The organism is Flavobacterium humidisoli, assembly GCF_023272795.1.
Classification (GTDB): Bacteria; Bacteroidota; Bacteroidia; order Flavobacteriales; family Flavobacteriaceae; genus Flavobacterium; species Flavobacterium humidisoli.
On sequence record NZ_CP096829.1, the window covers coordinates 3,096,260 to 3,110,780 of the forward strand.

The 14,521-nt window shown below is 34.2% G+C and carries 13 protein-coding genes; 5 read left to right on the forward strand and 8 right to left on the reverse strand.

The window, feature by feature from the left end:
* Positions 1–17: 17 nt before the first annotated feature.
* The 6 genes from gldI to M0M44_RS13290 form a co-directional block, all read right to left on the reverse strand.
* Entirely contained in the window at positions 18–668 is a 651-nt protein-coding gene (gldI, locus tag M0M44_RS13265) for a gliding motility-associated peptidyl-prolyl isomerase GldI (RefSeq protein ID WP_248726075.1), read from the reverse strand.
* 8 nt (positions 669–676) lie between these two features.
* Positions 677–1,681, reverse strand: coding sequence for a DHH family phosphoesterase (locus tag M0M44_RS13270; RefSeq protein WP_095929903.1), 1,005 nt, complete (start codon positions 1,679–1,681; stop codon positions 677–679).
* A 130-nt stretch (positions 1,682–1,811) separates the two neighbouring features.
* The gene (locus tag M0M44_RS13275; protein WP_248726076.1) at positions 1,812–3,056 is read right to left on the reverse strand and encodes a voltage-gated chloride channel family protein; all 1,245 of its coding nucleotides are present in this window, start codon (positions 3,054–3,056) and stop codon (positions 1,812–1,814) included.
* 137 nt (positions 3,057–3,193) lie between these two features.
* Positions 3,194–3,577, reverse strand: coding sequence for a RidA family protein (locus M0M44_RS13280; RefSeq protein ID WP_095929905.1), 384 nt, complete (start codon positions 3,575–3,577; stop codon positions 3,194–3,196).
* 150 nt (positions 3,578–3,727) lie between these two features.
* Complete coding sequence (locus M0M44_RS13285; RefSeq protein ID WP_248726077.1) at positions 3,728–4,033, reverse strand: chaperone modulator CbpM; 306 nt, start codon at positions 4,031–4,033, stop codon at positions 3,728–3,730.
* On the reverse strand, positions 4,030–4,950 hold the full coding sequence (locus tag M0M44_RS13290; protein WP_248726078.1) for a DnaJ C-terminal domain-containing protein: 921 nt from the start codon (positions 4,948–4,950) through the stop codon (positions 4,030–4,032). The genes M0M44_RS13285 and M0M44_RS13290 overlap by 4 nt, the downstream gene beginning before the upstream one ends.
* A 295-nt stretch (positions 4,951–5,245) precedes the next feature.
* Here M0M44_RS13290 and M0M44_RS13295 point away from each other — a divergent pair, with 295 nt between their 5' ends.
* Complete coding sequence (locus M0M44_RS13295) at positions 5,246–5,959, forward strand: hypothetical protein (RefSeq protein WP_248726079.1); 714 nt, start codon at positions 5,246–5,248, stop codon at positions 5,957–5,959.
* A 108-nt stretch (positions 5,960–6,067) separates the two neighbouring features.
* On the opposite strand, the gene M0M44_RS13300 is transcribed toward M0M44_RS13295, so the two are convergent.
* Positions 6,068–6,595 (reverse strand): hypothetical protein, encoded by a 528-nt coding sequence (locus M0M44_RS13300; protein WP_248726080.1) that lies wholly within the window; start codon positions 6,593–6,595, stop codon positions 6,068–6,070.
* 222 nt (positions 6,596–6,817) lie between these two features.
* On the opposite strand from M0M44_RS13300, the gene guaA reads away from it, so the two are divergent.
* From guaA to M0M44_RS13320, 4 genes are all read left to right on the forward strand, one after another.
* On the forward strand, positions 6,818–8,347 hold the full coding sequence (guaA, locus tag M0M44_RS13305; protein ID WP_012024443.1) for a glutamine-hydrolyzing GMP synthase: 1,530 nt from the start codon (positions 6,818–6,820) through the stop codon (positions 8,345–8,347).
* 63 nt (positions 8,348–8,410) lie between these two features.
* The gene (locus tag M0M44_RS13310) at positions 8,411–10,324 is read left to right on the forward strand and encodes a LysM peptidoglycan-binding domain-containing protein (RefSeq protein WP_248726081.1); all 1,914 of its coding nucleotides are present in this window, start codon (positions 8,411–8,413) and stop codon (positions 10,322–10,324) included.
* 94 nt (positions 10,325–10,418) lie between these two features.
* Positions 10,419–12,494: a LysM peptidoglycan-binding domain-containing protein gene (locus M0M44_RS13315; protein WP_248726082.1), complete on the forward strand. Its 2,076-nt coding sequence runs from the start codon at positions 10,419–10,421 to the stop codon at positions 12,492–12,494.
* The gene (locus tag M0M44_RS13320; RefSeq protein ID WP_008462463.1) at positions 12,494–12,895 is read left to right on the forward strand and encodes an OsmC family protein; all 402 of its coding nucleotides are present in this window, start codon (positions 12,494–12,496) and stop codon (positions 12,893–12,895) included. The genes M0M44_RS13315 and M0M44_RS13320 overlap by 1 nt, the downstream gene beginning before the upstream one ends.
* A gap of 174 nt (positions 12,896–13,069) precedes the next feature.
* Here M0M44_RS13320 and M0M44_RS13325 read toward each other — a convergent pair whose 3' ends face one another.
* Positions 13,070–14,449 (reverse strand): Gfo/Idh/MocA family protein, encoded by a 1,380-nt coding sequence (locus tag M0M44_RS13325; RefSeq protein WP_248726083.1) that lies wholly within the window; start codon positions 14,447–14,449, stop codon positions 13,070–13,072.
* Positions 14,450–14,521 lie beyond the last annotated feature (72 nt).

Consider the following 14,521-nt stretch of genomic DNA (forward strand, 5'->3'; position numbering starts at 1 on the left):
ATGTTGTTTTTATTGAGTTAATGTAATGTGTCTTTTTTAGCTGGCGCAGCAGGTTTTGCAACTACAGGTTTTGGCGCTACGGCTGATGGTTGAGCAGCTGTTTTTACTGTTGGTGCCGCAGGATCTGGAACAAAATTTCTAAGCGTTACTGTAACGATTAGAGATTCGTTTGTACCAATTTTTTTATTATCTCCGTGATACCCGTAAGCCATATGTGATGGAAATAAAAACGTAACAGTTTCGTTTTTATGCATTCTTTTTATTCCGTCACGAAGCCCCATCATAATGTCTTGTTTATCTACATAGTAAGTTTGAGGGCCAAGATCAGATTCAGAATAAATGACATTGCCTTTTATGTCTTTTACTTCCATATTAAAGTAAGCAATATCGCCTTTTCTTGGAGCTACAGTTTCATTTGTATTTCTTTCGTCATAATAAAACCAATAGCCTTTTGGAGTAGCATAATATTTTACTTTCGGATTGCTTTTAATTATTTTCTTAATGACATCTTCTTCATTTGCCACTAATTTTTTATTTCGGTCAGCCGATTTTTTCATGAATGTTCCCGAAGCTCTAGAAATGGGTCTTCTGGCTTCTTCATGATGCTTACAGCTGCTTAATAAAACCGTAAAAAGCAAAGTGTAAATGCTAAGTTTTAGGTAATTCATGATTTGGATTATAATTTTAGTTTTTTTACTAAATCTTCAAATTTATTAACTGTTTCTTGCATCGAAACTTCAGATCTTCCTCCAGCTGCATTGCTATGTCCGCCACCGTTGAAATGATCTCGAGCAAACTGATTTACATCAAAACCTCCTTGCGAACGGAATGAAATCTTGATAATGCCTTCGTCTTTATTTTCGATAAAAATAGCAGTAAAAACAATATCTTTTATACTTAAGCCATAATTAACAATTCCTTCGGTATCACCTTTAACATAATTAAAAGAATCTAGCTCTTCTTGTGTTAACGTCGTATAGGATGTTTTATGATTTTCAAGGATCTTCATGTTCTGCAAAGCACGTCCTAATAATTGTAATCTGCTGAAAGAACTATTGTCAAAAAGCAATACAGGAATCTGTGTATTTTCAACTCCTAAATCAATTAATTCTGCAATAATTCTATGTGTATTTCCTGTTGTACCAGGAAAACGGAAAGAACCAGAATCGGTTAAAATACCTGTGTAGATGCAAGTTGCAATGGTTTTATCAATATCTTCTTTTTTGTTTAAGAAAGTGATAAAGTTATAAACCATTTCGCAAGTTGATCCGTATGAAGTATCTGAATAGGTATAGGTAGCATAATCATCAGGCTTTTGATGATGATCGATCATAATGAAAGTAGCTTTCAGCTTCGCTAAAGTATGCTCCATTTCGCCTGTACGGTGAAAAGCATTAAAATCAAGTGTGAAAATGATTTCAGCTTCTTCTAAAATTTGTGTACAGATTTCGGTTTCTTTTTCGAATATTTTTACGGTTTCAGATCCTGGAAGCCAAGCTAAAAAATTAGGAAAATCATTCGGAGCAATTACTGTTGCCTGATGATTGTTTTTAATTAAAAAATGGTATAAACCTAACGTTGATCCCATTGCATCGCCATCTGGTCCTCTGTGCGGAATGATGACAATTTTCTTTGGGGTGGCGAGTAATAATTGAATCGCTTGAATATCTTGTATTTTCATAGTGTGCGAATTTACATTTTTTTAATGTAATGCTGAAAATAATTTTAGTAGACAGACGGAGTAGTTAGTAGTCCGTTTTTACTGTTCAGTTGCAGTTCTCAGTTTTTATCCCTATTTGAAATTTGAGATTTTAAAAATTGGAATTTAATCTCTGATACAATTTGTATTTCGCACCTTTAACAATCTGTGATTTGTAAATTCCGACAGAACCAGAAGAAAAATAAGCAATTGTACAGGCAATTGCGATGAATATTCCAGGATCAATTCCGAATAACTCCATTCCCATAATCGTACAAGCAATAGGAGTGTGGGTTGCGCCCGAGAAAACAGCAACAAATCCGATTCCTGCTAAAAGTGCAATTGGCATTGGAATTACGGTCGATAAAGCGCTTCCTAAAGTCGCACCGACAAAAAATAGCGGCGTTACTTCGCCACCTTTAAAACCTGCTCCTAAAGTAAATCCTGTAAACAATATTTTAAGTAGAAAATCATACCATTGGTTTGGATTCGAAAAGGAATCGACAATTACAGGAACTCCTAATCCAGAGAATTTTGTAAATCCGAAACCGGCAATGGCAATAGCCAAAACCACACCTCCAATTACAGGACGAAGCGGAGGATATTTAATGTTTTTTGAAAAAAGGGAACTCCAGAAATGAGTACTTCTAGAAAATAATAGAGCAGCAAATCCTGATAAAATTCCAACAATTAGAGTGAAAATAATATTGTTTAAACTAAGTTCTGGAACAACTGGAATGCTGTAATGTGTATGTTTTATTTTCCAAAATTCTACTGTAAAATAAGCTGCGTAAGCCACTAAAAAAGAAAGTAAAATGCTTTTAAAATTAATTTTACTGAAGTATAAAACTTCTAAAGCAAAAATAGCTCCCGCAAGAGGAGTTCCAAAAACAGAAGCAAAACCCGCGCTGATTCCGAGAATAATCAGAATCTTGCGTTCTGAATTATCAAGTTTGAAGAATTTTGTAAATTGGTCGGCAATTGCGCCTCCCATTTGCACTGCGGTTCCTTCTCGTCCTGCAGATCCTCCAAATAAATGTGTCAATAGTGTTCCTAAAAGTACTAAAGGCGCCATTTTAAACGGAATGACTTTTTTGGGATTTTCATATTCTTCCAATAAAAGATTGTTTCCTTTTGCAACAGATTCTCCCCAATAATAATAACTCAATCCAACCAGAAATCCACCGAAAGGCAAAAACCATATAATCCAGTCATGGTGAATTCTAAATTGTGTCACCCATTCTAAAGAAACTAAGAAAAATGCAGAAGCAGATCCAGAAAGTATGCCAATTAAGGCACAGATAAGAACCCATTTAGGAAGAGATAATAGGAATTGTTTTGGTGATTGAGGAGTCATTCAAATAATAAAAATATTTTAGCCACGAATTTCGCCAATTTTCACGAATTAAAAGGGAAATAATCATTTTTAATCCATTTAATCTGTGGCATAAAAAAATAATTAGCGCAATTAGTGTAATTCGTGGCTATAAAAAATTACTGAACAACAGCAGTAAATTCTATTTCAACCAAATATTCTGGAGCAACCAGTTTACTGATTTCATAAAATCCTGTTGTTGGTTTTATATCTTTAAAGAAAGCAGAATGTGCTCTTGCCACTTCTTCAAAAGTAGAAACATTGGTAGTGAAAATTCTAGTTCTAATAACATCTTTCATACCCACATTTAAATCTTCTAAAACTTTTTCAACTCGCTCCAGAATGTTATAGGTTTGAGCATAAGCGTCATCAGCTTTTACTTTTTCACCGTCAACAATGGCTACAGTTCCAGAAACTTCAACAATATTGCCAATTCTTACGGCACGGCAATATCCCATTTTGTCTTCCCACGGAGATCCAGTTAAGATGTTTTCTCTTTTCATTTTTTTAGTTTTTTGCGAATTTGTCTGTACATTTTTAAAAGCAAATTCAGGTTAATTAAAGATGCTGCAATTTAAGAATTATGGTTCTGAAAGGAATTAAAAAAAGCTTGAATCAATTCAGAAATTCAAGCTTTTTTGTGATATAAATCGTTATTCGGTTTCTTTTTCTTCGTAAAGGCGAAGTTTGTTTTGTATCGTATTTAAATTTTGTTGCAAGGTTTCAATCTTATTTAATAAATGTGCAATTGCATCAATTCCTTCCAGATTTATTTTGAGATCATAATGCATTCGAATCATTTTTTCAACTGTTGGCAACTGTTCTGGTTCCAGAAATTCGTCATTTTGTTCCGTAATAATATGAATAAGCCCATAATTATTAAGCTCGGTTATAAAAGTGTTTTCAATTTCGTGATAGATACAAAACTCTTTGATCTGTATTAAGTTTTTATTTTTCATGACTTTCTTAGTTTTGCTAATTCTTCAAATAACTCTTTTTCTTTCTCCGAAAGTTTTGTTGGAAGTTTGATGGTATAGGTAATGTATAAATCACCAAATTGATTCTCTTTTTTATAAACAGGAAATCCTTTTCCTTTCAATTTTACTTTTGTCCCAGGCTGAGTTTCTGCTGGGACTTTAATTTTTACTTTTCCATCAAAAGTATTGATATACGTTTCTCCGCCTAAAATAGCGGTGTACAAATCAATTGGTGCGTCGGCGTATAAATTATTTCCTTCACGTTTAAAATCGGAATTATTAGAAATTATAAAAGTAATGTACAAATCGCCGTTTGGACCCCCGTTTACACCAGGCCCGCCATGATTTGGAATTTTAATGATCTGTCCGTTTTCTACACCGGCAGGAATTGTAATTCGAATATTTTTTCCGTTTACAGTTAAGTTTTGTTTATGTGTTGTGTAAGCTGCTTTAAGATCCAGTTCTAATTCGGCATTAAAGTCCTGTCCTCTATATTTAGACTGTGAGCGCGTTCTTCCTCCGCCATACATCGAATTGAAAAAATCGGAGAAATCACTTCCAGAAAAATCTCCGCCTCCGAAACCAGAGAAATCGCCTTCAGAATATTGATAACCGCCCTGCTGTCTGTTTTGCTGCTGATTCGGATCGTAGCCTGCTTTTTCAAATTCTTCAGCATGTTTCCAGTCTTTTCCGTACTTATCGTATTTTTTTCGATTTTCGGGATTGCTTAAAACTTCGTTTGCTTCATTTATTTCTTTGAATTTTTTCTCGGGTTCTTTATCATTCGGATTTAAATCTGGATGATATTTCCTAGCCAGTTTTCTATAGGCCTTTTTGATGTCTGCCTCGGTAGCCGATTTTGTAACATCCAATATTTTGTAGTAATCTATATAATCCATTTTGCTGTAATTTATAAATGGTAAATAAAGTCTTCAAGGTAAGAATAAGTTGTTAATAATCAAAATATTGAATATGTTTATAAAGGGAGTCTTTGGAATTTGTAATTTGTAAAATTGGAATTTAGTTTTTTGCGAAGCAAAAAGAGTTTGGCAGGTTTTTTGATTCCAAAAATTAGCTTAATTTAATGTTATAAAACTCCTAAAGTTGTAGCACCTAACTAAATTATACTATTTTTGTGATGCTAGACTTTTGGTTTGTATTAATTATAAAAGCCCATTCGACAATACTTTTTCAATGAAGCACATTTTATTTTTCATATTATTTTTTACTGCACTGTCAGTATCTGCCCAAGTCGAATTTAATTCTAAATTCAAAGCTATTCCTGGGGGGAAATTTACTGCAAAGCCAAAAAAGACTCCGATTCCTGATGTAAAAGATCCGCAGGCAAATAATCTTGATGTGCCAAGCATTAAAACGCCAAATGTTTTTGAAAATACAACTATAACTCCAAAATCAAAATTTCAGATTGGAGAAGAAAAAAGCAAATTTACCATGTCTACTGAAACAGATTTTGCTAATCCCGGCGACCGATATGTCGCCAAAATGGAAAAAGATTTGGATAAAAGTTTAAAAGATGCAGGTTTAAGAGAAGGGCGAGGAGTATTGGTGAAGAGGAATATCTCGTTGGGTGATTTTAAAACGAAGTCAGAATATTTTATAGTGAAGTTTCGAGATTTCGGAGCAATTGATGGCGATTTGGTAAAAGTGTCTTGCAATGAAGTTGTGGTAAGAGACCGAATTTTACTGGATTCCAATTTCCAGCAAGTGAAAATCAATCTTGGACAAGGTTTTAATAAATTAGATTTTGAAGCTCTAAATATAGGAACGCTAGGAGGAAACACTGCAGAAATACAGGTTTACGACGACAAAGGCAATCTCGTAACAAATGATTACTGGGATAATCTAGCGGCAGGTTTTAAAGCGTCGATAGTGGTTACGAAAGAATAGAGCGCTTTCAGCACTAGGTACAAAGCAACAAAGGTTCAAAGGAACAAAGTTTTTACACTTCGTTTACCTTTGGACCTTTGTTGCTTTGAGGCTTTTGAACCTCAAAAATTAGAACGGATCTGCGGTCACTTTAAACTTCATTTCTGCTTTTACAGTCACATCTTTTGTTAAAGTTTCTTTCAATGTTACTTTCGTTCTGATTTTGTAACTGTCTGCTTTTATATATTCATCTAATCTTTTATCAGTACAAATCAAATCGATCGTGTTGCTGGATACATTGATATTGTCTGCATACGCTAATTCAATTTCTTCTGAGTTAGACGCAGAAATATATAGATGAACAGATTTTAAAAAAGTAAATGTTTTATCCGAAGGATCTATAATAGATAATTTCAGCGATCTGATTTTTACATCTTTCACCAAATTTGCTTTTGTTTTATTGTTTTCAAACTCAGCAGAAGAATTGGTCGTAACCTCTGGCGTAATAATCTCTGAAGGTAAATTGATTGGAGAAGTGCTTTGTATTTTAATCGAAGCATTGTTCGAAATAGTAAAAGTTAGCAAATCATCGACAGTGTTGCAAGAGCTAAAAAAGATTGACAAGAAAGCTGTCAGGGCAATAATTTTTGATTTCATGGTTAAATTAAGTTGGGTTTTTCGTTATGTACGAAATAAGATAGTTTTTGGATTTTTGTTTTTAAGGTTCAAAGTAACAAAGCAAAAACGTTCCATGAAAATACAATCCTTTGAACCTTTGTAACTCTGAACCTTTAAACCTAAAAATCGGAGCGTTGAAAAAAAATGTTTTTTTTCACTGCTCCGATTTTTCAATTTCGAATATAAAAAGTATTTTTGCGCATGCAACACAACGTACTTATTTTAGATTTCGGATCGCAATATACTCAGCTTATTGCGCGTAGAGTTCGCGAATTAAATATATTCTGCGAAATTTTTCCTTACAATCACATTCCAAGTGATTTATCAAGTTATAAAGCCGTAATTTTAGGAGGAAGCCCTTTCTCTGTTAGAGGAGAAGATGCGCCACATCCTGATTTATCACAAATTAGAGGTAAAATGCCTTTGCTTGCTGTTTGTTACGGAGCTCAATATTTGGCTCATTTCAGCGGTGGTGAAGTAGCTGCTTCAAATACAAGAGAATACGGTAGAGCAAACTTGTCTTATATTAAAGAAGGTGAAACTTTCTTTGAAGGAGTTTCAGAAAATAGCCAGGTTTGGATGAGCCACAGCGATAGTATCAAAGCGCTTCCAACAAATGCTGTAAAATTGGCAAGCACACATGATGTAGAATATGCAGCTTACAAAATTGAAGGCGAAACTACTTATGCAATTCAATATCATCCAGAAGTTTACCATTCAACAGATGGAAAAAAAATGCTGGAGAATTTCTTGGTAAAAATTGCTGAAGTTCCTCAAAACTTTACACCAAATGCTTTCGTTGACGAAATGGTAGCAGAACTGAAAGAGAAATTAGGAAACGATAAAGTGGTTCTTGGCTTATCTGGAGGAGTAGATTCTACTGTAGCGGCAGTTTTATTAAACAAAGCAATTGGACAAAATTTATACTGCATCTTTGTTAACAATGGACTTTTACGTAAAAACGAATTCCAAAATGTATTAGATCAATACAAAGGAATGGGGTTAAATGTAAAAGGTGTAGATGCTGGAGATCGTTTTCTTGGCGAATTAGCAGGAATTAGTGATCCTGAAACAAAACGTAAAACAATTGGTCGTGTATTTATCGAAGTTTTTGATGATGAATCGCACTTATTAGAAGACGTAAAATGGTTAGCCCAGGGAACTATTTATCCAGACGTAATCGAATCTGTTTCGGTAAAAGGACCATCTGCGACAATTAAATCGCACCACAATGTTGGTGGATTACCAGATTATATGAAATTAAAAATTGTAGAACCTCTTAGAATGCTTTTTAAAGACGAAGTAAGACGAGTAGGAGCTACATTAGGAATAGATCCAGAATTATTAGGAAGACACCCTTTCCCAGGGCCTGGATTATCAATCAGGATTTTAGGAGATATTACTCCAGAGAAAGTACAGATTTTACAAGATGTTGATTCTGTATTTATTGAAGGATTAAAATCTTGGGGATTATATGATAAAGTTTGGCAGGCGGGAGCAATTTTGCTTCCTGTAAACAGTGTTGGTGTTATGGGAGATGAGCGTACTTACGAAAAAGTAGTAGCGCTTAGAGCTGTAGAATCAACAGATGGAATGACTGCTGATTGGGTTCATTTGCCTTACGATTTCTTGATGAAAGTGTCAAATGATATTATCAATAAAGTAAAAGGCGTGAATCGTGTAGTTTACGATATTAGTTCAAAACCACCAGCAACAATTGAGTGGGAATAGTAGCATAAATTAAAATTAAGGTCTTACATTTGTAAGGCCTTAATTTTTTATAACCTACTATTTATGAGAGAACTTTTAACGATTTCTCTTGTGTTTGTTTTGTCTTTTAACAAAATAACTGCACAAGATGCAATAATTGAACACAGAATTCAAAAAGGAGAAACCGCTTTTTTCATTGCCCAAAAATACAAGGTTTCTGTAGATGAGATTTACAAACTCAACCCCGAATCGCAAAACGGAATCAAGGGTAATCAGATTATAAAGATTCCTGTTCATTCTCCAGAAAAAAAGAATACAGAGCAGCAAACCCATATTGTTACGCCCAAAGAAACATTGTTTGGTTTGTCTAAACAATATCATGTTTCGGTTGAAGTTATTCAGAATGCCAATCCAGAAATTCTAGCCAACGGACTCCAAATTGGCCAAGAATTAATAATTCCTCAAAATTTAGATAGTGCAACTAAATCAGAAGTTGTTGCTGCTTCAAAAACGACACATCAAGTTGTGGCTAAAGAATCTTTATTCAGTATCGCGAGACAATACAATGTTTCGGTTCAAGATTTAGAAAATTTAAATAAAGACATTTTGATTAATGGATTGCAAATTGGTCAAACAATTTCAATTCCAAACAAAAGAAAAACTTTGGACGGAAGAGTTCGTGTAATTAATCAGGAAACCATTTTTCATGTTGTAGAGCCAAAAGAAACTAAATTTTCGATTGCTAAGAAATACGGAATTTCAATTGAGCAATTAGAATCTCAAAATCCTGAAATTGTAAACGGATTAGTTGTTGGAAACAAATTAGCCATCAATACTGCAGCAATAAAACCATCAAACGAAAGTGAAGAATTGATGTTGGCTTTGGCCGAAAAACAAGTTGTGGTTGAAAAAACAAAAGCAAAAACAGTCGAAATTGAGGATTTAAAAGACCGTCTTGTTGTTCAGAAAGAAATGAATCAGAAAATTATAAAAATTAATGATCTGAAAGTGAATCTGAACGATATGAATGGCTCCAAAGAAAACTCGGTTGAAAAATTGCGTTTGGTTTTGGAAGCTAATAAAAATGTTCAAGATATTTTAATGGCTAAGTTAGATTCGCTTGTCACTTCAATGAATAATGATTTGAAAGAATTAAAACGAATGGAAATTTTAAATGTTGAAGAATCTAAAAGACTAGAAAAACAATCTTCTGAAGGAATCAATAAAACGAATGAATTATCGTCTCAATTGAAAAAGGAACTGGCAGAAAACAGAAAAGCTTACGCTGGTTTGATGAATAAAGTGGAAAAAATCGCAGTTGAGGAAAATCAGGAATACAAGAAGAAAATCCGCGAAAGCGAGAAAAAATCCAATACAGAACCTTTACAGCAGCGTTTGTCTTTAGAAGAAATTAAACGTTATAAAATCGAGCAGGAAAGGGGAGATGAAAAAAATCAGCTTTTGATTGCTAAAATTGATTCTTTGGACACTCAGAAAAAAATTGAAGTAAAAAGACACATCAGTAAAGCTTCTTATTATAGTATGGAAGCTCGAAAATTTGATGATAAATTGGCTTTGATCAAATTGAAAAAATATCAGGATGAAGCCGTTAAGAAACAGAAAAAAAATGGTGCAGGAGAAAATTCTAAAACAATTTCATTGCAAGAAATGAAACAAGAATTGAAAGATAATCCGTTGAGACCTGACAAAACAGTAAAAGTTGAAGTTTATGATAATCTTAAAGAAGTTTCAAACGGGTATTACTTAGTTTTAGGTATATTTACAGACGCAGTTGACCGAGATAAACTCATTATGAAACTCATTGATTCTGGCGAATTTAACGCTAGCTTCTTTTTCAACATTAACAGCCTTTCTTATTATGTTTACGCCGATAAGTTCGAAAATATGGAAGAAGTGCTTTATAAATGCAAGAAAAAAGAAGAAGATGAGTTATATAAAGAAATCATTATCGCTAAAGTAGAAATCGATTTAAGGTAATTTTTACAGCGATAAAGCAAACGGCGCGAATTTTGCTTTTAGTAAAATTGTAACTTATTTTAGAATTAGAAATTAAATTGTTTTAAGCCTTATTATGAAATATTATTTAACAGTATTGTCTCTCGTATTTTTTATGACTTCCAGCGCATTTTCGCAAGAAAAAGTGGTGAAGTACAAAGTATCGAGCGGTGAGACGATTAATCAGATTGCACAAAAATTTAAGGTAACGCCTTATGATATTTATCAGCTCAATCCAGATGCAAGAACAGGATTGGTGCCAAATTCTGTGTTGTTGATTCCGACAAAAACAGGAGAAGCAAAAAAAGAAGTTTCTGAAACTAAAACTGCTGCCGCTTCAGGAAAAGAAATTATCCATGAAGTGCAGCCAAAGGAAACGTTTTACAGTATTGAAAAAAAATACGGAATTTCGGATGAAGCTTTAAAAGCAGCTAATCCGTTTTTGGAAAAAACAGGTGTTCAAATCGGACAAAAATTGGTTATTCCAGCAAAAGGATCTTCTCCTAAAGCTGCGGCAGCAAAACCTGCTAAAGAAAAAGGTGCTGAAAAATATGTTTATCATGATGTTCAGCCAAAAGAAACAAAATTTGGTATTGCAAAACAGTATAATATTACGGTTGACGAATTAGAAAAACGCAATCCAGATATTGTTAACAGCTTGCCGGTTGGTTATCGATTAACCATAAAAGGAACAGCTCCAAAAACAGAATCTGCTCCACTAGAAACAGCAAAAGCTGCAGAAAGTAAAAAGCCTGCTGAAACTTCTAAAAAAGCAGTTTCTTATATGGAATATCAGGTAAAACCAAAAGAAACTTTTTACAGTTTAGGAAGGGTTTTTCATTTGACGCAAGAAGAACTAGTGGCATTAAATCCGTCACTTTCTGAAGGTGTAAAAGAAGGAATGGTTTTAAAAGTTCCAACAGGATATGTGGCTCCAGCTCCAATTATTGCAGCACAAGTTCCAGATAAACCTGCTGATTCTTCAGTGTATAAACCAGTTGAAAATGCTGGCGGTGGAATTAAAATTGTCGATAAAGTAAAATCGACTGAAAATGAAAACGTAGAAATTGTTGAATTGACCAAAAAGAAAGGGCTTAATGAGCGCAAGAAAGTCGTTTTATTGCTTCCTTTTAATTTGGCAAAAGTACAAAGCGATACTTCTGGAACAGCTAACAGAATTAAAAACGACAAGTTCTTAAACATGACTTTGGATTTTTATGCTGGAGCTATGATGGCGATTGATTCTGCAAAAACATTAAAACTTCCAATTGATGTGGCTATTTACGATTCTCAGGAAACTAAAACAACCTCAAATGTTGTGGGTTTAACTCCGAAACTTCAAGATGCAGACGCTGTAATTGGACCATTTTACCAAAGTAACGCAGAAACGACAGCAAATATGCTGCGTTCGTATAATGTTCCAGTAATTTCTCCTTTATCAAAAGATAGTGCAAATCCGATTGACAATTTATACCAAACCATACCTTCAAATGACGTGATTAGAAATTCGGTTTTTGATTATATGCGTTCTAAAAATGGAAATATTGTAGCAGTAGTCGATAAGAAAAAAGAATCGGTTATTAATTACATCAAACAAAACCAAAAAGGAGTTGCATTTGCAACTTTAACCGAAACGGGCGGTTTGGATGTGGCTAATTTAAAAAGCTTGTTGATACCAAATCGAATGAATTACGTTGTGATGGAGACAGGCAATACCGCGATGGTTAAAGCTACGATTAAAGCATTGCTAGATTCTCAGAAAACATGCCAAGTTCAATTGGTAATTTTAGAGCCAAACAGCACATTAGATACAGATGAAATCAGTTTTGATAATTTGATAAAATTGAAATTAATGTATCCTTCAGTAACGCGCGAAAGTGACGAACAGCCCGTTTTAATTTATGAAAAACAATATCGTTTAAAAAACAAAGCAAATCCAACAACCTACGCAACTAGAGGATTTGACGTAACTTTTGACACGATGATGCGTTTATCTCAAGGAAAAACATTTCAAGAAACAGCTGATTTAATGACAACTCAGCAAGTAGACAATAAATTTCAATATTATAGAAAAGAAGATGGCGGACACGCTAATAAAGGCGTTTACATCTTATATTATGATAGTGACTTAACTTTAAAAGTAGCAAATTAATGACATCAAAAGTAACCTATTTAGGAGATTTAAGAACAAGTTCAATTCACGTGCAATCAGGAAGCGAAATCATTTCTGATGCACCATTAGATAATAACGGAAAAGGTGAGGCATTTTCTCCAACAGATACTGTAGCAAACGCATTAGCAAGCTGCATGATGACCATTATGGGAATTAAAGCCCGTGATTTGGAAGTAGATTTTGTTGGTTCTACAGCTGAAGTAACTAAGATTATGAATGCTGAACCAAGAAGAATTGGAGCAATCGAAATTGTATTTCAAATGAAAAGCAATGCTGATGAAAAAAGCAAAACTATTTTAGAGCGTGCTGCTATGACTTGTCCAGTTTTTCTGAGTTTAAGCAGTGAAATAGAAAAGAAAATTACTTTCAACTGGAATTAATTTTTTATTTAAATAAGTAAGAAAGGAGCTGTCTCAAAAAGATAGCTCCTTTTTTGTAAGCTTTAGAGAAGTGAAATATTTTTTTAGAATCCAAATTTTATGAATGGTCTAAAAACAGACAAGAGAGCAACATCTACTTTGCCCTCTTGTCCCTCTTTAACTAACCAATATTATTTATTCTGAAAACTCTAATTTTTTAAGTTTATTCCAGCCTCCACGAGTAAAATCTGGGATTTCAACAGGAGCAGAATTATGGTCTAATGAAATTTCGGTTAATGGGCCAAGGCAAGACCATTCGGCTAAATCGTAAACATCCATATCTAATGGAAGCCCCTTTTGCAGACAGTGAATTAAACGATAATCCATTATAAAATCCATTCCGCCGTGACCGCCTACTTTTTTAGCTTGTTCTTCAATTCCTTTTGCAATTGGATGTTTGTATTTTTCCATCAATGCTTTTTTCACTTCTTCAGGAACAAAAGAGTGTGCGCTTAGTTTTTCGTGATTTGGCTTTACATCATCGCTTAATTCTTTTCCGTCCAAAGCATAACCTTCCAAGGGATATTTGTTAGCAAATCCTTTTGTGCCACTCAATTGATACATTCTGCTATATGGACGAGGAGAAGTCACATCGTGCTGAATCTGAATTGTTTTTCCATTTTCAGTACGAATCATTGTCATGGTATGATCTCCATTTCTAAAATCTTTAATTTCCTGTCCTGATTTTTCTTTGATGTAAGCGGGATTTCCAACCGCTTTTGTATCCATAGAAACCAAGAAATTCATTTTGTCACCACGATGAATATTTAATGCCTGACACGCAGGCCCCATACCGTGTGTCGCATAAACATCACCGCGGTGTTTGATGTTATAATCCATTCTCCAATTGTTCCAATATTCTCCCCAAAAAGGTTGTAAACCATGAATATAAGAACCTTCAGCATGAAGAATTTCGCCAAAAACACCTTGTTGTGCCATGTTTAAAGTGGTCAGTTCGAAGAAATCATAAACGCAATTTTCCAATTGCATGCAATGTTTTCTTGTTTTTTCTGAAGTATCAATAAGTTCCCAAATTTCTTTCATGGTTAAAGCGCCAGGAACTTCAATCGCAACATGTTTTCCGTCTTTCATGGCTTGAACTCCGATAGAAGCATGATGAAGCCAGTCTGTCGCAACATACACTAAATCTACGTTTGGCAATGCTGTAACTTTTCTCCAAGCATTTTCATCACCGTAGAATTCTTGTGCTTTTGGAAAACCGGCTTTCGTTAAAATTTCATTTGATTTCGCAGTATTTTCCTGAGTCATGTCGCACAACGCTACAATTTCTACACCCGGAATATGTGTCATACGTTCAACTGCTCCAGGCCCACGCATTCCAAGGCCGATAAAAGCAACACGAACGGTTGGAATCGGGTCTGCTGCCATTCTCAATACATCTTGCTGTCCTTTTGCTCGTGCAGGTGTTTTAGTCTTAATCATTTGTGCGGTTGCAATTGTCCATCCGAACAAAAGAAAAAGAACTATAGTAGATTTTAAAAAGGTAGTTTTCATGAGTGATTTTGTTAGATAATTTTTAAAAATAACCTCTCTAATGAACCAGATTAGAGAGGTTTTCAAAAACAA